This window comes from Rhizobium tumorigenes (assembly GCF_003240565.2).
Classification (GTDB): Bacteria; Pseudomonadota; Alphaproteobacteria; order Rhizobiales; family Rhizobiaceae; genus Rhizobium; species Rhizobium tumorigenes.
This window is the reverse complement of sequence record NZ_CP117255.1, coordinates 3,073,821-3,094,171: the sequence shown is the minus strand read 5'-3', so window position 1 is coordinate 3,094,171 and position 20,351 is coordinate 3,073,821. Positions and strand designations below refer to the sequence as shown.

The following is a 20,351-nucleotide window of genomic DNA, read 5'->3' as shown; positions in this document are numbered from 1 at the left end:
CTGATGGCTCCCAATCTCAGGACAAATCCGTTGGCGACGGGAAAAACAGGCCCGGTTGCGGGCGCCGCAGGGCGCGATACAAGGCTCGACGTGCTGCGAGCACTGGCGTTGATCGCAATCTTCATCAACCACGTACCGGGTCAGATCTTCGAGAACCTGACAACCAAGAATTTTGGTTTCTCCGATTCGGCCGAGGCTTTTGTTCTGATTTCGGGTATCTCCATAGCGCTCGCCTACGGCGGGCGCTTCGTCGTGGGTAACAGGCTGGCGGCTTCCTACAAGGCCGTCCGGCGCGCCGGCACGCTGTATTTGGCTCACATGATCACAACGTTCATGACGATCGGCCTGTTCATCACCGGAGCCTGGCTCTTCAGCCGCCCAGGTCTTCTCTGCGAGATCAACATCCTGCCTGTGCTGACCAACCTCACCGCAGGTATTCCATCGCTTTTGCTATTGGGTCACCAGATCGGATATAACAACATACTGCCGATGTATGGCGCTTTGCTGCTGATGGTACCTGCGATCCTCTGGCTGGAGGCGCTCAGTCCGAAGCTGCTTCTCATGGTCTCGGCTACGGTATGGATGGCCGCCGGTGTCTATCAGATTGCTCCCCACAATTTCCTGCTTCCGGGCTTCTGGTTCCTTAACCCGTTGTCATGGCAGTTCCTGTTTGTCATAGGCATCGTCTGCATGATGCATGTTCGTCGAGGCGGAACGCTGCCGCAGAACCCGGCGCTGTTTGCACTCGCCGCCGCTTACGTCGCGCTTTCTTTTGTCTGGGTAGCCTTCAAGCTCTGGGTCTTGGGCGAATTCCTGGCCTCCACTGGGCTGCCACCGGTCATCATCGGATTCGACAAGACGTTCCTGTCGCTGCCGCGTCTTCTTCACGTGCTGGCCCTGGCCTATCTGGTGATTAACATTCCCGCGATCTCGCGTTGGCTGCGGTTGTCAGCGGACAATCCGCTGACGGTGCTTGGTCGCCACTCACTGAATATCTTTGCTGCCGGCACCATCCTGGCAATGACAGGTCAGGTACTGCTCTACGTTACCAACAACGACCATGTTGTCGGCCCGCTGTTCGTGGTGTTCGGCATCGTTGTGCAGTTCTATTATGCAGACCACCTGGAGACCAAGCGTATCGCGGAGCGTAACCGGTCAAGGGGCATATCGCCCGCCGCGGCAATGGCTCTTCCCGCGCGACGCGATCCGCGTTGATAAAATCAGCCGGCGCGAAACTCCTCGAGCCGGCGTTTTTGCCTTCCATCCGCGTCGAAATTGTCCGGATCGAGCCAGGCTATGTAGGCTTCTCGCAATGCCGGCCATTCCTTGTCGATGATCGAAAACCAAGCCGTGTCTCTGTTTTCGCCCTTCACCACGAGATGCTGGCGAAAAATGCCCTCGAACTGGAAGCCAAATCGCTCTGCGGCCCGCTTTGACGGATCGTTGCGGTTGTTGCACTTCCACTCGTAGCGGCGGTAGCCGAGTTCGTCGAAGATGTAGCTGGCAAAAAGGAAGAACGCCTCGGTGGCTGCCGGCTTGCGGGAAACGAGTGGCCCCCAGTAGATATTGCCGATCTCGATCACACCGGGTGCCGGTTCGATCCGCATCAGAGCCTGGCGCCCTGCGACCTTGCCGCTTGCCTCGTCGATTAATGTGAAAAAGAGTGGATCATTGCTTGTTTCGGCATTGTCGAGCCATGGCTGGAAGGCCGCCCGGTTTTCTGGAGGATAATCCGGTAACCATGCAAATCGACTATCGATGTCTGATACTGCGGAGGCCTCGTACAGCCCGTCGCCATGCTGCACGGCATTCAGGGGTTCCAGGCGGACGTAGCGGCCCTGGAGGATCTTGCGCTCCGGACGCGGGCGCGGCTGCCAGTTTTGTAAATTCTCGGACATGTAGCGCCTCCATCCTAAGCTTAGACTTCAACGACCGATAGCGTCAGCCATCGTAGAAATCAATTTCGTCGTTCAGCGCAGCCAGGTCGCATAGTCCGAAACAAGCAGATGGAGCGGCGCCTCGTCCTCTTCTATCCCGGAAAAGCGCGACACGGCGGGATCGTCGAAGATGTTGTCCGTGGCATCGTCGTTGACAGTCGAGACTTCGGCGACGAACACATCGCCGTCTTCTGCCCAGAAGGCATGCCAGTCGCCAGGCATCAGCGTCACGCTCTCGCCGGGCGCAAGCCTCAGCTTTTCGCCGGGCGTAAGCCTGCGCAACAGGCCGTCGCAGAAAACCTGCGTGCCTTTGGTGCGGTCGCAGCGGCCGTCGGTATCGCCGAACAGTTCGATGACCAGCGTGCCGCCGCCACGATTGATGATGTCCTCGGCTTTCAGCACATGGGTGTGGCTCGGTGTCACCTGGCCGTTGCGGGAAATCATCGCCTTCTCGGCATAGAGCATCCCGCGTCCCTTTTGCAGATCTGCAAACCTGCCATTGCGGGCGGTGAACAGGAAGAGACCGGATCTGGAGAAATCCCCGAGCCCGAAGTCGGTGATATCCCAACCGAGGTTCGCATCGACGATATTGCTGATCTCGGCCTTGCGCGCCTGCATCTCGCTCGGTGACCACTTGGCAAAAGGCGGCAGGATGTAGCCGAACGAGCGCATGAAGGCCTCGGCATCGCGGATGATCCTGTTTATTTCGCTGCGTTTCATCGATGCTGTCATGGTGTGTCTCCGCCTGCGTGGTGATTACTTGACGCCGATGCCGGCCGTCAGGCCGCCGTCGATGCGGTGGTCGGAGCCGGTGATGAACGCCGCCTTGTCGGAGGCGAGGAAGGCCGCCAAGGCTGCCACCTCCTCCGGTTCGCCGATACGACCGAGGGGATGGGCTTCGCCGAAGCGACGGAACGCATCGTCGATATCGGCATCCGGCCCGCCGAACGTCCGGGCTGCGAGTTCGAGAATAGGCGTTCGCACCGACCCCGGACTGATCGAGACGACGCGGATCCGGTCAGCGGCAAAATCCAGTGCCATGGCGCGTGTCATCGCGTGGATTGCACCCTTGGACGCCACATAGGCGGAGACACCCTGTTGACAGGCGTGACCCTGGACGCTGGACAGGTTTACAATCACCCCGCCGCCGCGTTTGCGCATCTCCGGCACGCCAAACTGCGCGGTGAGGTGGATCGAGCCGACATTCACCGCCATGCAGCGCATGAAGGTCTCGAAGGATGTCTCCGTCGCATCGCCATAGGGGTGAACGGCTGCCGCGTTGACGATGATATCGAGGCCGCCGAAGCGGGATACCGTTTCCGTCACGGCGGTGCTTACCATTTCCGGGATGGAGGCATCTGCGGTGAGGACGATGAGCCGCAGCTTTTCGGCGTCTGCCAAGCCTTGCAGTTCCGTATTTGCCGCCGCGTCGATCCCGATGGTTGCGACCGCTGCCCCCTCGCGGGCGAGATGCAGCGCCACGGCGCGGCCAATGCCGGTGGTTCCTGTGACCAGCGCTACCTTGTTAGTAAATTCTGGCATTATCGGCGTCCTTTACGCGGCATGCTGCGATTGGCGGTCGGCGTCGCTCGCGGCGCCTCGGGAATGAATTGGAGACCGGCGTCGAGATGCCGGTCCATATGGTAGGAAAAGGCGATACGGTTGCGATGGCGCAGGGCGGCAACAATGTCCGCATGCTCGCTGACGACGGCTTCCAGCGTCAGCCGTTGCGATTTGCCGGCCATCATCAGGCGCTGGATGACCGGTCGCAACATGCCGTAGGTTTCCGACAGCGTTCGGTTGCCGGCGGCATCGACCAACAGGGTGTGAAACTGGAAATCGCGCTCGGAGGCCTGCTCGGCGTTTTCGGATGTAAGGATGGTCTGGTTGAGCGCGTCCATTTCATCCAGCATTCCGGGCGTCAGGCGTTGCATGAGCGGGTCGAACAGGTTCATTTCGGTCAGCCGGCGATAGCCCTGGATATCGCGAAAGGCATCGACTGACACATCCATCGCGAATGCGAACAGCCGCTGCATGGCGTGCTGGTGTTGGTCGGTGAGAACGGCGCCGATCTTCTGTCGCGATTCGGCGACGCCATAGGCTTTCAGCGTCCGGAATGCTTCGCGCACGGTATTGCGGCTGGAGGCGAACTGCACGGCCAGTTCCGCTTCTCCCGGCAAGATGTCGCCGACGCCCATGCCGCGCTCGCGGATCATCTCGCGGATCTGGCGGACCACGTCGTCGACGGCCGAAGCCCTGCTGCCGTCCTCCATGCTTGTCCCTCACTCCTCGCCGTTAACAAGATTATTATGTTGGGCTTAAAGTCGCAATATGCGATCTCGACTTGTCATTTGAAATATTCTTGCTTTAATTGCCCAACATTACGCGGAGGACGACATGCTGGAAAGTTGGCGCTGGTTCGGGCCGGAAGATCCCGTGAGCCTATCTCACGCACGGCAGGCGGGCGCCCACGGCGTCGTGACGGCCTTGCACCACATCTATGACGGTCGCGTCTGGACGCCGGACGATATCGCGGAGCGGATGGCGCTGGTGAAAAAGGCCGGGATGGTCTGGTCGGTCTGCGAATCCATTCCGGTTAACTCCGCCATCAAGCTGCGCAATCAGAACTGGCGACGTTATGTCGATGCCTGGAAAGAGAGCCTGGCCAATCTCGGCAAGGGCGGCGTTCCCGTTGTCTGCTACAATTTCATGCCGGTCGTCGACTGGACGCGCACGAACCTGCTCTTTCCGACTGAAGCGGGCGGCTTTGCGCTACGCTTCGACATGGTGGATTTTGCCGCTTACGATCTGTTCGTGCTGAGGCGGCGCGGGGCAGAAGACAGCTATGCGGTCGATATCATCGAGGCTGCCCGCCTCCGTCACCAGGCGATGACGGATACTGACATCCTGACGCTCGAGAAGAACATCATTGCCGGTCTGCCGGGTGGGGAGGACAGCCACACCCGCGAAACCATTCGCGGCCAGATCGCGTCCTATGACGACCTTTCCTCGGGTGACATGCGCGCCAATCTGGTCGAGTTCCTGCGGGAGGTGGTGCCGGTCGCGGCGGAAAATGGCGTCAGGCTCGCGATCCATCCCGACGATCCGCCGTTTTCACTGTTCGGGCTGCCGCGCGTCGTCTCGCAGACCGAGGATATCCAGACCCTTCTCGATGCCGTCGATGAACCCGCAAACGGCATCACGCTATGCGCCGGCTCCTACGGCTCGCGCGCCGGCAACGATGTGGTCGGCCTCGCATCCCGTTTCGCCGAGCATATTCATTTCGCCCACTTGCGAAACGTCAGCAAGGAAGCGGACGGGTCCTTCGTCGAATCCGAACATCTCGGCGGCGACGTCAACATGGTGTCGCTGATTTCCGTGCTGCGCGGCGAGGAGCGTCGGCGTCTGGCCACCGGCCGCAGCGACTGCGTCATTCCAATGCGTCCCGACCATGGCCATCTGCTGATCGACGACCAGGAGAAAACCGTCAATCCCGGCTATTCCTGCATCGGTCGGCTGAAGGGACTGGCGGAGCTTCGGGGCGTGATTGCAGCGGTCGACCAATTGCAAGGCGCACCGTCTCCCGTGGCCTAGGCCACGGACTCATTAGTTGAGGCGATCCATATCCTCGTCGCGACAAGCTTGAGGGCGGCCATGTAATTATCAGCGCGCCGGTCGTATCGCGTCGCGAGGCCTCGCATCTGCTTGATACGGTTGAAGAACCGTTCCACGAGATTGCGCTGACGGTAGACCCAGCGGTTGAAGCTGAATGTCTGCTTTCGATTGGCCTTTGCAGGGATATTCGCCCAGCACTTGCGTTGCTTGGCAAAGTTACGAATTGCGTCGGTGTCATATGCCTTGTCGGCGAGGATCGTCGCGCCGGGCCGCAGGTCGCTCAACAGCTTTTCAGCCATCGGTGCATCGGCGGCTTGGCCGGCGGTGAGTTCAAGCCGAACCGGTCTGCCATCTGCATCGACAAGAGCGTGGATCTTTGTCGTCAGGCCGCCGCGCGAACGTCCCATGCAAGGATCGGCAGATCCCCCTTTTTAGCGTTGGCACCATGCTGGTGAACGCGAACACAAGAACTGTCGATCATCACGATGTCTCCATCGTAACGCTTTGAAACGGCGTCCAGAAGACGATCCCAGACGCCCGCCTTGCGCCATCGGGAGAACCGATTGTAAAGCGTCGTGCGCGGGCCATAACGCTCCGGCACATCTCGCCAAGACGAACCAGTCCTGAAACGCCACAGGATGCCGTTGATCACCCGGCGGTCATCGACACGTTCAATTCCACGGCTATTGTTCGGCAAAAGAGGTGCAATGATAGCCCATTCTTCGTCGCTCAATTCATGACGGCGCATGGCAATCTCCTTTCAAGGAGATTGAATCACACACCGTCAATAAGATGAACCCCGTTTATGGGGACACTGCCTAATAGAGAGACCGGACGGCACCGCTTGCCTGACATGCGGTGCCGTTTGCGGCTGGTCAACGCCCCGATGTCGTTCCTGAAACAGGATGGCTCAAGATTGGTGCAATCGGCGATCTGCACTCCGCATCGCCGCACGAATTGGCTTATACAATCCACCACGATCCAGTAATCTGGTGGTTGATTCATCGCCAATCGTGGATACCGTCATGGACAAGAAAACACCCCCTTCCGTTCCGACCCCGCTGCCGGACGACGTGCCTCTGCGCTCGCGCGCCTGGTTCGACAATCCGCAAAATCCGGACATGACGGCCCTCTATCTCGAGCGCTACATGAACTTCGGCCTCAGCCTCGACGAGCTGCAGTCGGGGCGGCCGATTATCGGTATTGCGCAGACTGGCTCGGACCTGTCACCCTGCAACCGCCACCATATCGAGCTCGCCAAGCGCGTCCGCGAGGGCATCCGCGACGCCGGCGGCATCGCCATCGAATTTCCGGTCCATCCGATCCAGGAGACCGGCAAACGACCAACGGCGGGGCTCGACCGCAACCTCTCCTATCTCGGTCTGGTCGAAGTGCTCTATGGCTACCCGCTGGACGGCGTGGTGCTGACAATCGGTTGCGACAAGACGACGCCGGCCTGTCTGATGGCGGCGGCCACGGTCAACATTCCGGCCATCGCGCTCTCCGTCGGTCCGATGCTGAACGGTTGGTTTCGCGGCGAGCGCACGGGCTCCGGCACCATTATCTGGAAGGCACGCGAGCTTCTGGCCAAGGGTGAAATCGATCAGAAGGGGTTTCTGAAGCTCGTTGCTTCCTCGGCGCCGTCGACCGGCTATTGCAACACCATGGGCACAGCGACGACGATGAATTCGCTGGCCGAAGCGCTCGGCATGCAGCTGCCCGGTGCCGCCGCGATCCCGGCTCCCTATCGCGACCGCCAGGAGATCTCCTACGAAACGGGCCTCAGGATCGTCGAGATGGTTCGCGAGGATCTGAAACCGTCGGACATCCTTACCCGCGAAGCCTTCATCAATGCGATCAAGGTGAACTCCGCCATCGGCGGCTCGACGAATGCGCCGATCCATCTGAATGCGCTTGCCCGGCATATCGGCGTGGCGCTCGATATCGACGACTGGCAGACCCACGGCGAGGATGTTCCCCTGCTGGTCAACCTGCAGCCGGCCGGCGAATATCTGGGCGAGGATTATTATCACGCCGGCGGCGTGCCGGCCGTGATGGGCGAGCTTATCAAGCACGGCCTGCTCGACACCCATGCGATGACCGTGAATGGCCGCACTGTCGGCGAGAACTATTCGAATTCCAGGACAGAAGACGAAAAGGTCATCCGCCCATTCGAGCGTCCCTTGAAGGAGCGAGCCGGTTTCCGGGTGTTGCGAGGCAATCTTTTCTCATCGGCGATCATGAAGACCAGCGTCATCTCGCCGGAATTCCGGGCGCACTATCTCTCCAATCCCGAAGACCCGAATGCGTTTACCGGCCGGGCGATCGTCTTTGACGGGCCTGAGGATTATCATGCGCGGATCGACGATCCGGCGCTCGCGATCGACCTCAAGAGCATCCTGTTCATGCGCGGTGCCGGTCCCATCGGCTATCCCGGCGCCGCCGAGGTCGTCAACATGCGGGCGCCCGATTATCTGCTGAAGCAGGGTATCAACTCATTGCCCTGTATCGGTGATGGACGCCAGTCCGGCACGTCAGGCTCGCCGTCGATTCTCAATGCGTCACCGGAAGCCGCAGCCGGCGGTACACTGGCGCTGCTGCGCACCGGCGACATTGTGCGTATCGATCTCAACAAGGGATCGGCCAATATCCTTGTCGACGATGAGGAACTGGCATCAAGGCGTCGGGCGCTTGAGGCTGCCGGTGGCTATGCCTATCCCGAAAGCCAGACGCCGTGGCAGGAAATACAGCGCGCCTATGTCGGCCAGCTGGAAACCGGTGCGGTGCTCGAGCCGGCAGTCAACTACCAGCGTATCGCCCAGACCAAGGGCATTCCGCGCGATAATCACTAAGCATTGCAGCGGGTGGCCACCGCTGTCCGGCACTCATTCGCACAGGCTTTCTTGGCTCGTGGATGCCGTGTCGTACCGAATTCCCAAACCTCTCCCACAAAGGAAACATTCGTGAACAGGTTCAAATTCTTCAGCATGGCGCTCGTCGCCCTGTTGCTTTCCGGTGCTGCCGATGCCGCCGATTTTGCGGTCATGCCGTTGAAGGATGGCGATAGTTTTACCGGCTGCCTGGCGCAGAACATCGATGCCGGGGTAGGCCTGCTCGCCGTCGGCGACAAGGTTGTGCTGTTTGCCAATTCGCCGAAGTTCACCATTGCCAAGGGCGATGAGGTGAAAGGTACGTGGTCTGTGGATGGTGGGGTTCCGACCGACTTCTCCTCGACCGCGGATACCGACGCCACCGCCACCATCGACGTGCCGAACACCACCGAGGCCGTCACGGCGTTCACGACGGGCAAGACGCTCGCGGTCAAGGCCAATACTAACAGCGTCGAGTTTCCGCTCGAGGGTGTCGAGAAGGCGTTCACAGGCCTGACCGAGTGCACGCAGACCCAGAAGGCGCCTGAGTAATTCCGGCCTATCCTCCAAGACGGCTATCGGTGGCCGCCTCGAGCGGCCACTTTTCAAACCGGTGTCTAGCCGATTAGCCGATCGACATCAGGCTGGCATTACCGCCGGCGGCTGTAGTGTTGATGCTGGTCGAGACCTCTTCCAGCAGCCAGTGCAGGCAATAGCTGTCGGGTTTGTCTGACAGCTCCAGGCTCGATGCGGCCTGGACAATGATCAGCGGCCCCGGTAGCTGGGCGATCGCGGTATTAATAGCCCGGATACGCTCCGCCTCGCCTTCGATCAGCGCACCTGCAAACGGCCCCGATGCTGTCCAGTCAGGACTGAAGGAAAACCTGGACGAAACGCTGGCTGGCAAGCCCTCCAGTGCTGCTTCCAACCCGGTCGATGCGTCGATGATGGCGTTGTTACCGGTTGAGAGCACAGCGGAGAGCTGCCGGTAAAGTCCGTCCACTGTCTCCGGCATCAACAGGATCGTTCCGCGTGGATGGAGGGCGTAGAGGTTACGCTCGCCGACCGGGCCGGCAAGCTCCGATATCAGGCCAAGGGCTGACCACAGGCCGCTCTCGCGGGCAGCGCTACCGATGGCCTTGGCGTCTTTTCCATCCAGCCATTTGGCGAAATCGAGCAGCGCCGGATCGGTGTGGACAGAGCTGTGCTGCGGGGGCACTGGCGGTGTCGACACCAGGCGGCCGAGATAGAGCGGACCGCCTGCCTTGGGGCCGGTGCCGGATAGCCCTCTGCCGCCAAACGGCTGCACGCCGACGACAGCGCCGATGATGTTGCGGTTGACGTAGAGATTGCCGGCTTTGACGCGGTTTGTCACATGGGCAATGGTTTCGTCCAGTCGGGTATGCAGACCAAAAGTCAGGCCGTAGCCGGTGGCGTTGATATCGTCGATCAGCCGGTCGAGATCGTCGCGCCGATAGCGCAGCACGTGCAGTACGGGGCCGAAGACTTCCTGCTTCAGGTCCGACAGCTGGCGGAGTTCGATGATCGTCGGCGGAACGAACGTGCCGTTTGCGGTGGCGGCTGTCAGGGCGAGCTGCTCGACTTCGGCGCCGATGCCGCGCATGGCGTCGATATGCGTTTCGATGTTGCTTTTCGCTTCAGCCGTGATCACCGGGCCGATGTCGACAGCCAGGCTATCGGTGCGGCCGATGACGAGCTCGTTGAGGGCGCCCTTCAGCATGTCGAGCACACGGTCAGCCACCTCATCCTGCAGGCAGAGGACGCGCAATGCCGAGCAGCGCTGACCGGCGCTGTCGAAAGCCGAGGCGATGACGTCGGCGACCACCTGTTCGGCAAGGGCCGAACTGTCGACGATCATGGCGTTCTGGCCGCCTGTTTCGGCGATGAAGGGAATTGGCTTGCCATTCTCCGAGAGGCGGTTTGCGAGCTGTGCCTGGATCAGCCGGGCTACATCTGTCGAGCCGGTGAACATGACGCCGGCAATGGCCTCGTTTCCGACCAATGCGGCACCGACCCGGCCGTCGCCGGGCAGCAACTGCAGGGCATCTCCCGGAATGCCTGCCTGATGCAGGATACGCACCGCTTCGGCGGCAATGAGCGGCGTCTCTTCGGCAGGTTTTGCCAGCACCGGATTGCCTGCGACCAGAGCCGCCGCAATCTGACCGGCAAAAATGGCCAATGGAAAATTCCAGGGGCTGATGCAGACGATTGGACCGAGAGCGTGGTGCGCCAGGCCTATTGTACGGTTGGCCTGCTCGGCGTAGTAGCGCAGGAAATCGATTGCTTCCCGCACTTCACCGATGGCGTTCGGCAGGGATTTGCCGGCCTCGCGCATGATCAGTCCCAAAAGGTCCGGCATCCGCTGCTGCAGCAGGTCGGCGGCGCGTAACAGGCACGCGGCACGTTCGGCCGTTGGCGTGGCGCTCCAGGATGCGGTGGCGGCAGTGGCGAGGGTCACGGCCTGCTGCACCTCGGAGTCGGTGGCCTCCTTGACGGTGCCAACGATGTCGCTGTTGTCTGCGGGGTTGCGGACAGGCTGGGCAGGGTTGCCGCTGCCGTGCGCAGGGGCTGCGGTCCATTCGACTTTCGTGCCTTCGCGCAGCACGCTCGACAATTCGGACAACGTGGTTTCGTCTGAGAGATCGAGTCCAGCGGAGTTGCGACGTTCGCCGTAGAGATCGGCAGGGCGCTTGATCTGCTCATGACGGGCGCCGACTGTTGGCATTGCGCGGACGATTTCGACGGGATCGGCCGTCAGTTCGTCGACGGAGATGGCCGGATCGGCGATTCGGTTGACGAAGGAGGAATTGGCTCCGTTTTCGAGCAGCCGTCGGACGAGGTAGGCGAGCAGCGTTTCATGAGTGCCTACAGGAGCGTAGATGCGGCACGGTCGGTCGAGATTGCTGCTGCCGACGACCTCGTCATAGAGCGGCTCGCCCATGCCGTGCAGGCACTGGAATTCATAGTCGCCGACCTTGAAGGCGGGGCCGGCCATGGCGTGGATCGTTGCCAGCGTCTGGGCATTGTGGGTGGCGAACTGGGGGAACACGCGTTCCTGCGATGCCAGCAGCTTTTTCGCGCAGGCGATATAGGAGACGTCTGTGTAGATCTTGCGAGTATAGACCGGGAAATCAGCAAGGCCGTCGACCTGCGCGCGCTTGATTTCAGCATCCCAGTAGGCACCCTTGACGAGACGGACCATGATGCGGTGCTTGGCCCGCTCTGCGAGATCGATGATGAAGTCGAGTACAGCGGGGCAGCGTTTGCCATAGGCCTGGACGACGAAACCCATGCCGTTCCAGCCGGATAGATCGGGATCGAGGCGCAGGGCTTCGAGCAGGTCGAGCGACAGTTCGAGGCGATCGGCCTCCTCCGCGTCGATGTTGAGGCCGATATCGTAGCCTTTTGCAATGAGAGCCAGCTTTTTGACGGCCGGCAGCAGTTCGGTCATGACGCGGGTGCTCTGGGCGCGCGAATAGCGCGGGTGCAGGGCTGACAGCTTTATGGAGATGCCCGGGCCGCTATAAATGCCGCGGCCGGCGGATGCCTTGCCGATGGCATGGATGGCATTTTCGTAGTCGGCAAAATAGCGTTTCGCATCGGCTGCCGTCGTCGCGGCTTCTCCCAGCATGTCGTAGGAATAGCCGAAACCTCTGGCTTCCAGCGCACGCGAGCGCCGCAGCGCCTCGTCGATGGTTTCGCCGGTGACGAACTGCTCGCCCATCATCCGCATGGCCATGTCGACGCCGCGGCGGATCACCGGTTCGCCGGCCCGGGCGATCAGCCGCGTGAGCGCCGCAGACAGGCCGGGATCGTTGACGGTCGAAGTCAGCTTGCCGGTGACGACGAGGCCCCAGGTGGCGGCATTGACGAAGAGCGAGCGACCGCCGCCGATATGCGAGCGCCAATCGCCATTGGCGATCTTGTCGCGGATCAGTGCGTCACGCGTCGCAGTATCCGGAATGCGCAGCAGGGCCTCTGCAAGGCACATGAGAGCCACGCCCTCCTGGCTGGAGAGCGAATATTCATGCACCAGTCCCTCTACGCCGGAGCCTTTATGTTTGGCGCGCAGGGCGACGATCAGCTTGGTGGCAGTCTGGCGTGCGGTGGCGCGGATATCTTCGGGCAGCGTTGCCGCTTCCACCAGTCGCGGTACGCATTCCGCTTCCGGAAGGCGATAGGCGGCGGTGATCGCCTTGCGCAGGGGTGCGGGCGGAAAAACGGGTGGGGCAAAATCCGCAAATATCGGCGTGCTGCCAGCGGTTTCGACGGTCTTCTCGGGAACGGCTGTCTGCATCGCGGTCATCCCTGCCAAATGCGTGATTTCACGTGAATCGTTTATAGCATTGTGGCCGAAGTCGATCTGCCCTTATAGTTGGCCCTGATGTTGCAGTTTCTCCGATTAGTTATGCTTTTATGGTGAAATCGATGCCTGATGAGGCCAATAGCGGTGAAATCGATCATCTTGATCGAAAAATCATGGATGCACTTGTCGAAGACGGGCGGATGACGATCACCGACCTGTCGAAAAGGGTGGGTCTTTCGAAAACACCCTGCCAGGTGCGACTGAAACGGCTGATGGAAGACGGCTATATTCTTGGCTTCCATGCCAGGCTCGATCCGCAGAAACTTGGCCTCGATCACATCGCTTTCGCCGAAGTGAAGCTGTCCGATACGCGCGAGAAGGCGTTGGAGGAATTCAACAGCCGGGTCGCGAAGATCAAGGAAGTCGAGGAGTGCCATATGATTGCCGGCCAGTTCGACTATCTGCTGAAGGTCCGCACGTCGGACGTCAGGAAATACCGGCAGGTGCTCGGCGAGAAGATTTCCAGCCTGCCGCATGTCGCGAGTACATCGACCTTCGTTGTGATGCAGGCGATCAAGGAGAGCGGCATCTGATGCGCTCGCTTTCCTCAACCTATGGCGATGAGCAGGCCTTCACCGGATGTCTCGACGACAATATCCGCCATCATTGCGCCCGACAGATCCAGCGTGTCGTGTCGCTGCAGCGCGATCTCTTCCAGTCCGACACGGAATGCCATCGGCGCCAGCGCAAACAGAAACGAGGTCTGAGACATCGCTTCCGATTGCGGCAGGTCGCAGGCCTCGATCCTTTTGACAGAATGCGCAATCCCGCGTCTCGCCATCACATTCAGATCGGCGATCGGGCCATCCCGCAGGCGACCGGAGGTCACGGCGTCGCCCGGAAAACCATAGGGCGCGGTGTTTTGGTCGAGCATCGCCGGCGCGCGGCCCTCGACCGAAAGCTCCATGGCATCGCCGTCGATAACCGTGAGGATGCGGTCTATCCCCGGAAAGCGTGAGAAAGGGCCGTCGGAGGCGACGGTTGCCATGCTGATCCGCCAGTCGAAATCGGCGTTCTGCACAGCCGATGCCATGACCGCGATTTCCAGCGTTTCCCCGCCGCCGTTTTTCCAGGGCATCCGCTTGTAGTCGTTGAGACGAAGGACGATCATGCTGGTCCCTTGGTTCGGTTTATCGGCTAATGTCTATAAGATTGTAGGGCGCCTACGCTGTTGCACTCAACGGGCGGAAGACACCTGCGAACTGATAGCGGTCGCCGGGATGAATGATTTCAGCAAACGTCACGGTGCGGCCGCTCTGCCATGTCTGGCGGGATAGCACGAGGCAGGGCTCTCCCTTCTGCATATCGAGAGTTTTTGCCGTGCTGCCGTCCGCGGCAACTGCCCTGATGACGTGCCGGGCCTCCGACCACGGAACCTGCTCCAGCAGCCAACTGCCGGGCGGCTTAGTCTCGAATGTCTCGAAGCGCGCGCGCGGCACAGTGTCCAGCATGATAACCCGGTGCTCGATAGCATGCGGCTTGTGGTCGACGATGTGAAGGCAGGTGAGCCGCAACAGTTCCTTGCCGGCCTCCTCGCCGAGTTTCAGGGCCTCCGACGGGCCAAGGCGCTCGATCTTGCTCGACAGGATCCGGAATGTGTAGTCGTGCCCGGCAGTCCGGGCGTCCGCGCCGATGTCCTGGATCTCCATCACGGTCCGGTCGATCTGCGGCGGTGCGACGAAGGAACCGGCGCGGCGCTTGCGCAGGATCATGCCGCGGTCGGCAAGAGCCGTGAGCGCCTTGTTGACGGTCATCCGGGAGCAACCGTACTCCCGTTCCAGCTCGTGTTCGAACGGGATGCGCTGGCCCGGCTGCCAGGTGCCGTCCATGATCTTGGTCTCGATGTCGTCGTAAATGCTCTGATGGATGGACTTCAATACAATCCCCGGTCCGCAGTGCAGCGATCGCCGTGCGCGACCGATGCTCGTGCCGCTATCGAACGCAAGCGGCGTCACCTCTGTTCGGTTTGTATATGCTTTTGAAAAAAACTCCACATTTTAGCAGAGCTGCGATTTGCCATATCGCTGCCGCGAAAAATCTGCCAAAAGCCACCCGTCCGAAAGGGCAGGGCGCGATCGCTATCAGCTTTAGGGTAGGATCGGGCGGGTAGATTGACGTCTCTCCTGCTGCTGCGAAACGACGTGGCCGTCCCTAAAAGCTCTCCGAATTCAAAGTTTCCCCATCAGCCGATCTTGAGATCGATCGGCTCCTGCAGGTGGCGCGCGACATAATCCTGGATCTGGCGAACGATCTGGGCGGCGTGATCGATGGCCAGCCTGTCGGCGCGCTCGACATCGCCCGTCTCGATGGCGGCAATCATTTCCTCGTGTTCATCGACATACTGGCGGGGCAGACGATCGTCGAAGGTGGAATAATAAAGCCTGAGGATGCGCCGGCCCTCGTCGAGCAGCCGGGCAAAGAAATTGGTGTAGTAGGCATTCCCGCCGAGTTCGGCGATCGCCACGTGAAATTCCCGATTTGCCTCGATCATCGCAAAGGCGTCGCGCGCCTCGACGGCCGCGGCGAACTGGTTCTGGTGGGCACGGATTTTCGCCATGGCTGCAGGTTTGCCACGCAGCGCAGCCCCACGGGTAGTCACGCGGTACATCAGCGCCAGCGCTTCGAAATAGGTCGGCAGCGTTGCAAAATCTATGGTGGCGACGATGGTGTTACGGTTCGGCAGCGTCGTGACAAAGCCATCGGCTGCCAGGCGCAGAAGCGCTTCGCGGATGGGTGTGCGCGACATCTTGAAACGCTCGGATAATCGCACCTCATCCAGCGGACTGCCGGGCGCCAGCACCATCGCGAGGATTTCTCCGCGCAACGCGGCGTATACGCTCTGCGTGCCGGAACCGCGCACGCGCGCTGTTTCCTCGCTGTCGTCTGTCTCGGTCTTTGCCATCAAGGCCTCGATTTTATGTTCAGGGTCCGCACCGACATATAGCGGGCAACTGATCGCAATGCCAATTGCCTCGACTGATCATGCCTGATTTCGACAGTTGCTGTAGTGTGGCGACCGAGGCTTCGAGAATTGCTCGGTTACGGGCAAAATGAGTCGAATTTTTCACAGGAAGCATGTTGGAGAGAACGCCCCCCTTTGTCGGGGCTGTCATCGACCCTATGATCGCGCAGCGGCGCCATCCGGCAGCCGTGTTCGTTGCGCGGAGGGATGTCATGGGGTCTGAAATTGTTCAGCAAAAGGGACTGGTGGCTTGTCGATGACGACTGGAAAGAAGCATATCGTCCTCAATGCCTTCACCATGAACTCGGTGGGCCATATCAACCACGGCCTGTGGACCCATCCCCGTGACCGGTCCGTCGAGTATAAGACGCTGGACCATTGGACATCGCTCGCCAAGACCCTGGAGCGCGGCCTGTTCGATTGTGTCTTCCTTGCCGATATCCTCGGCGTCTATGATGTCTACGATAGCTCTGTGGATCTGACGCTGCGCGAAGCGATCCAACTGCCGCTCAACGATCCTTCGCTGCTGATATCCGGCATGGCTGCGGTCACCAAGCATCTGGGCTTCGGGGTGACGGTCAACGTCAATGCCGAGGCCCCGTATCTCTTCGCGCGCCGCATGTCGACGCTCGACCATCTGACCGGCGGGCGGATCGGCTGGAATATCGTCACCGGTTATCTCGACAGCGCCGCGCGGGCGCTCGGCCAGAACGCTCAAGCTGCCCACGACTCACGCTACGACAGCGCGGACGACTACCTCGAGGTACTCTACAAGCTCTGGGAAGGCAGCTGGGCCGACGACGCGGTCCGGGCAGACCGCGAAGCCCGCATCTATGCCGACCCGTCAAAGGTGCGTGCCGTCAGCCATGACGGGCCTTTCTACCAGATGAGCGGCTATCATCTCAGCGAGCCGTCGATCCAGCGGACGCCTGTCATTTATCAGGCAGGGACTTCGGGGCGAGGGCGGCAATTTGCGATCCGTCATGCCGAATGCGTTTTCATCACCGCGACCGACAAGGCGGCAGCACGCAAGACGTCGCGCCTGCTGCGAGAGGAACTGGTGGCAGCCGGGCGACGCGCCAACGACATCAAGATCCTTGTCGGCATCACGGTGGTTGCCGACCGCACATCGAAGGCGGCTCAGGAAAAATATGCGGACTATCTGCGCTATGCCAACCCGGAGGCCGGTCTGGCGCATTTTTCGGCAAGCACCGGCGTCGATTTTTCCCGCTACGGGCTGGACGAAACCATTGCCTATGGCGGCCCGTCCAATGCCAGCCAATCTGCAGCGCAGGTCGCCCAGCAACGCGGCTGGACGAGACGGCAGTTGCTCGCTGAAATGACAATTGGCGGACGCTATCCGACCATCGTCGGTGATGGCTCGGAGGTTGCCGACGAGCTCCAGGACTGGATCGTCGAAGGTGAGATCGACGGCTTCAACCTGACGCGGACGGTGATGCCGGAGAGCTACGAGGACTTCATCGAATACGTGGTGCCGGCGCTGCAGGATCGCGGCATCTACAAGACGGAATATGCGGAGGGATCGTTGCGAAACCGACTATTCGGCGAGGGCAACCGCCTTCCATCGCGGCACGCGGGGGCGTCTTTTCGAAGCCTGTAATCAGTAAACCGAGATGCAAAAAAGGCCGCAGGGAGATCATCCTTCCGGCCTTTTCTATTTTGTTTGATCTTAAGCCCTAGGCGGCTTCGTGAGTGGTGTGTGCCTTGCGGACTTCTTCGTCCGTGAGGATGCCGCTGGCCCGCAGCAGGGCTGCGAAGCGGCCGTTGCTCTTGCTCAGATCGTCGAAGCTGCCGTTTTCCACGACCCGGCCATTTTCCAGGAAGAGGACGATATCGGCTTCGCGGACAGTCGAAAGACGGTGGGCGATGATGAACGTCGTGCGGTTCTGGCGCAGGTTGTCGATGGCCGCCTTGACGCGGTTTTCAGTTTCAACATCCAGCGCGCTGGTTGCTTCGTCGAGGACCAGGATCGGGGCGTCCTTGAGGATGGCGCGGGCGATGGCAATCCGCTGGCGTTCGCCGCCGGAGAGCTTGTTGCCGCGTTCGCCCACCCGGGTGTCGTAGCCATCATCGCGTGTCTCGATGAAGTCGGCAGCGGCAGCAGCATTGGCAGCTTCCATGACCTGCTCGATCGTCGCATCTTCACGGCCTAGGCGGATGTTGTCGCTGATCGAGCGGTTCAGCAGACCGGCATCCTGGAAGACCGTGGCAATGCTGCGGCGCAGCGACTTGCGGGTGACCTTCGAGATATCCGTACCATCGACGAGGATCTGGCCGACCTGCGGGTCGAAGACGCGCTGGAGCAGGTTGACGAGCGTCGTCTTGCCGGCGCCGGTCGGGCCGACGATTGCGACCGTCTGGCCAGCCTTGACCGTGAAGTTGACGTCGTGCAGACCCTGCGAGCTTTCGCCACCGAAGCCGAACGAGACGTTGCGGAACTCGACATCGCCCTTGACGTCCTTGATCTCGGCCAGGCCGGCTGGCTCTTCACGCTCACGAACGGAGTCTTCCAAGGCGTAGAAGTCAACCAGTTTGGCACGGGCTTCGAAAATCTGGGTGGCGAACATGCGCATCTGGTCGAGACGGCCGATCAAGAGGTTGGCAAAGCCGATGAAGGCAATGACGTCGCCGACGCGCAGGCTACCGGCCTGGACCAGGGTGGTGCCGATGATCAGGATGATCATCATGGCAATGGTCGAGGCCATGCGGTTCAGGGCGCTGGCAAGTGCCCACCAGTCGAGAACAGGATACTGCGCAGCCAGCAGGCGATCAGCAAATGCCTTCAGCGAGCGGGTTTCAGCTTCGATGCGGTTGTAGCTGTGCAGCACGGAGACGTTGCTGATCGAGTCACTGACATGCGAAAATACCGTGTGATAGTGATCTTCGACAGAAGCCTGACCATCCTTGGTGCGGCTCATGACGACACGGCCGATCAGCCAGTATGCAACGCCGAGCACGCCGAGCACAGCTGACAGACGGACGTCCATCGAGATGGCGGTCGGGATTAGAAGGGCAAGCGCGACGACCGTCGACAAATGGTTGCGCATGAATTCCAGCCACAGGCCGAACAGCGTTTCGCAAGCACGCAGCAGAGTATGCAGCGCAGCGGACGTGCCGTTCTTGCTGTGCCAGGACAGCGGCATAGAAATGATGCGGCCAAAGGCTTCGGTCAGCAGCGTGGCGCGGCGGCCATGCGCCAGGCGGTCGGCTTCACGCGCCACCACCACAAAGGCGATCGTGTTAAATACGGCAAAGGCGCCCCACATGATGAGGATCGGCTGCACCGGCGCCTTGGAAGACATGGCATCGATGATCTTGCCGAACAGGATTGGCTCAACGATGGTGATTGCGGCAAGCACGATGTTTGCGAGCACGACAAAAGAAACGCGGAGCCGGTAGGCGGCAAGATATTGCAAAGCTCTTGCGTAAACTCTTAAAAGCGACACGTCGATACCTCTTGTGCATCTGCGAATTCCGATGTTGCCAGCTTTACGATTTGCTACCTGAACCGGCGATTAACGAATCCCGACAAGGCGTTATCGGCACCATTTTCGTCGCTCAGGACCGGTCTGCGGGCACCGATAGGCCGCTCCCCCGAGGTCCTCCAATCCGGTCAGTCTCGCTGTTTTGCAGGCCCTCTCGCGCTGCATAACTTACCTTTGATCAATACGCGAAAATTCGCGGGTGACGCCTCCCGCATTTCCTGCAAAAATGAGGGGGTTAACTGCATGGGCTAAGTGTTGTTACCGCGCCTGACGATGGCGGCGCGGCTGCCGCACCCGGGCGCCAGGGGGTATTTGTGAATATTAATTGCCTACTTCAATTATTGGTTATTTTCGAGGAGTGCCGCACTGTCGAAGCCGTCGTTGCCGAACTGGAACGCGTGGTTCATTCTTACAAATTCGATTATTACGGCTTGCTTAAACAGCCAAAACCAAGCGCCGACCCTATGAGCCTCGTACTTGCCGGCAAGTGGCCAGATAAATGGGCGCCGCTCTACATCGCTAAGAAATACGTCTTGATCGACCCAACCGTCCGCTATCTGGCGCGCGCCCAGCGCCCCTTTCGCTGGCGCGATACCATTGCCGTGTTTCGTGCAGATCCGCATCGCCGGCGGATGGAGCAGATGATGATGGACGCCCGGAACCACGGGATGCTGGACGGCTACATCTTTCCCATCCATGGGCGCAACGGCCTGCTTGGCACCATGACGCTGGGCGGCGACGTCATTGATCTTTCGCCGATCGAGGTCAGCCTTTTCAATGCCGTCGCTTCGAAGGCTTTCTGGAAAATTCTCGAGTTGAGGAACGAGGCCGAAGCGCTCGAGCGAGGCCTGGAGGTCGATATACAGATGACCCGGCGGGAAATGGAAATTCTCAACTATCTCGCAGAAGGTCTGACCTCGATGGAGATCAGCAAGCTGCTCAAGATTTCCAATCATACTGTCGATTGGTACATGAACGGCATCCAGGACAAGATGAAGGCCAAAAACCGCCAGAACATAGTCGCTTTAGCTTTCCGCTATGGCTTAATCGTCTAATCAAGAAATTTGATTTGCA

17 protein-coding genes are annotated in these 20,351 nt (G+C 60.3%); 7 read left to right on the top strand and 10 right to left on the bottom strand.

Going from position 1 to position 20,351, the window contains the following annotated elements; genetic code table 11:
- Positions 1-3: 3 nt before the first annotated feature.
- On the top strand, positions 4-1,215 hold the full coding sequence (locus PR017_RS15145) for an OpgC family protein (protein WP_111222047.1): 1,212 nt from the start codon (positions 4-6) through the stop codon (positions 1,213-1,215).
- Positions 1,216-1,220: 5 nt separating this feature from the next.
- Here the strand turns inward: PR017_RS15145 and PR017_RS15140 are convergent, their stop codons facing one another.
- The 4 genes from PR017_RS15140 to PR017_RS15125 all read right to left on the bottom strand — a co-directional run bounded on the left by PR017_RS15140 (position 1,221) and on the right by PR017_RS15125 (position 4,210).
- Entirely contained in the window at positions 1,221-1,898 is a 678-nt protein-coding gene (locus PR017_RS15140; protein WP_111222046.1) for a GNAT family N-acetyltransferase, read from the bottom strand.
- 72 nt (positions 1,899-1,970) lie between these two features.
- Positions 1,971-2,657, bottom strand: a complete 687-nt coding sequence (locus tag PR017_RS15135) for a D-lyxose/D-mannose family sugar isomerase (RefSeq protein WP_111222172.1) — start codon at positions 2,655-2,657, stop codon at positions 1,971-1,973.
- A 36-nt stretch (positions 2,658-2,693) separates the two neighbouring features.
- Positions 2,694-3,479 carry an SDR family NAD(P)-dependent oxidoreductase gene (locus tag PR017_RS15130; protein WP_111222045.1) on the bottom strand — a complete coding sequence of 262 codons (786 nt, stop codon included), beginning with the start codon at positions 3,477-3,479 and terminating at the stop codon, positions 2,694-2,696.
- On the bottom strand, positions 3,479-4,210 hold the full coding sequence (locus PR017_RS15125; RefSeq protein WP_111222044.1) for a FadR/GntR family transcriptional regulator: 732 nt from the start codon (positions 4,208-4,210) through the stop codon (positions 3,479-3,481). The genes PR017_RS15130 and PR017_RS15125 overlap by 1 nt, the downstream gene beginning before the upstream one ends.
- Before the next feature lie 124 nt (positions 4,211-4,334).
- On the opposite strand from PR017_RS15125, the gene uxuA reads away from it, so the two are divergent.
- A complete protein-coding gene (gene uxuA, locus PR017_RS15120) occupies positions 4,335-5,531 on the top strand; it encodes a mannonate dehydratase (protein ID WP_111222043.1) in 1,197 nt (398 codons plus the stop codon).
- On the opposite strand, the gene PR017_RS15115 is transcribed toward uxuA, so the two are convergent.
- Positions 5,528-6,306, bottom strand: a protein-coding gene (locus PR017_RS15115; protein ID WP_425070025.1) for an IS5 family transposase whose coding sequence is annotated in 2 segments (ribosomal slippage) — positions 5,528-5,964 and positions 5,964-6,306 — 780 coding nt in all. Because the reading frame shifts where the segments join, the coding sequence is not laid out codon by codon here. The two genes, uxuA and PR017_RS15115, sit on opposite strands and share 4 nt — an antisense overlap.
- A gap of 271 nt (positions 6,307-6,577) precedes the next feature.
- On the opposite strand from PR017_RS15115, the gene PR017_RS15110 reads away from it, so the two are divergent.
- Positions 6,578-8,404, top strand: a complete 1,827-nt coding sequence (locus PR017_RS15110; RefSeq protein WP_111219476.1) for an IlvD/Edd family dehydratase — start codon at positions 6,578-6,580, stop codon at positions 8,402-8,404.
- 111 nt (positions 8,405-8,515) lie between these two features.
- Complete coding sequence (locus PR017_RS15105) at positions 8,516-8,974, top strand: hypothetical protein (protein ID WP_111219478.1); 459 nt, start codon at positions 8,516-8,518, stop codon at positions 8,972-8,974.
- 73 nt (positions 8,975-9,047) lie between these two features.
- Here PR017_RS15105 and putA read toward each other — a convergent pair whose 3' ends face one another.
- The gene (gene putA, locus PR017_RS15100) at positions 9,048-12,740 is read right to left on the bottom strand and encodes a trifunctional transcriptional regulator/proline dehydrogenase/L-glutamate gamma-semialdehyde dehydrogenase (RefSeq protein ID WP_240538967.1); all 3,693 of its coding nucleotides are present in this window, start codon (positions 12,738-12,740) and stop codon (positions 9,048-9,050) included.
- 131 nt (positions 12,741-12,871) lie between these two features.
- Between putA and PR017_RS15095 the strand changes: the two genes are divergently transcribed.
- Complete coding sequence (locus PR017_RS15095) at positions 12,872-13,342, top strand: Lrp/AsnC family transcriptional regulator (protein WP_111219482.1); 471 nt, start codon at positions 12,872-12,874, stop codon at positions 13,340-13,342.
- A 14-nt stretch (positions 13,343-13,356) separates the two neighbouring features.
- On the opposite strand, the gene PR017_RS15090 is transcribed toward PR017_RS15095, so the two are convergent.
- The 3 genes from PR017_RS15090 to PR017_RS15080 all read right to left on the bottom strand — a co-directional run bounded on the left by PR017_RS15090 (position 13,357) and on the right by PR017_RS15080 (position 15,711).
- Positions 13,357-13,920, bottom strand: coding sequence for a HutD/Ves family protein (locus PR017_RS15090; protein WP_111219484.1), 564 nt, complete (start codon positions 13,918-13,920; stop codon positions 13,357-13,359).
- A gap of 52 nt (positions 13,921-13,972) precedes the next feature.
- The gene (locus PR017_RS15085) at positions 13,973-14,686 is read right to left on the bottom strand and encodes a histidine utilization transcriptional repressor HutC (RefSeq protein ID WP_111220010.1); all 714 of its coding nucleotides are present in this window, start codon (positions 14,684-14,686) and stop codon (positions 13,973-13,975) included.
- 305 nt (positions 14,687-14,991) lie between these two features.
- On the bottom strand, positions 14,992-15,711 hold the full coding sequence (locus tag PR017_RS15080; RefSeq protein ID WP_111219486.1) for a GntR family transcriptional regulator: 720 nt from the start codon (positions 15,709-15,711) through the stop codon (positions 14,992-14,994).
- Positions 15,712-16,027: 316 nt separating this feature from the next.
- Here PR017_RS15080 and PR017_RS15075 point away from each other — a divergent pair, with 316 nt between their 5' ends.
- Positions 16,028-17,392, top strand: a complete 1,365-nt coding sequence (locus PR017_RS15075) for an LLM class flavin-dependent oxidoreductase (RefSeq protein WP_111219488.1) — start codon at positions 16,028-16,030, stop codon at positions 17,390-17,392.
- Positions 17,393-17,468: 76 nt separating this feature from the next.
- Here PR017_RS15075 and PR017_RS15070 read toward each other — a convergent pair whose 3' ends face one another.
- Positions 17,469-19,238 carry a glucan ABC transporter ATP-binding protein/ permease gene (locus tag PR017_RS15070; protein WP_111219490.1) on the bottom strand — a complete coding sequence of 590 codons (1,770 nt, stop codon included), beginning with the start codon at positions 19,236-19,238 and terminating at the stop codon, positions 17,469-17,471.
- A 353-nt stretch (positions 19,239-19,591) separates the two neighbouring features.
- Here PR017_RS15070 and PR017_RS15065 point away from each other — a divergent pair, with 353 nt between their 5' ends.
- Positions 19,592-20,332 carry a LuxR family transcriptional regulator gene (locus PR017_RS15065; RefSeq protein WP_111219492.1) on the top strand — a complete coding sequence of 247 codons (741 nt, stop codon included), beginning with the start codon at positions 19,592-19,594 and terminating at the stop codon, positions 20,330-20,332.
- Positions 20,333-20,351 lie beyond the last annotated feature (19 nt).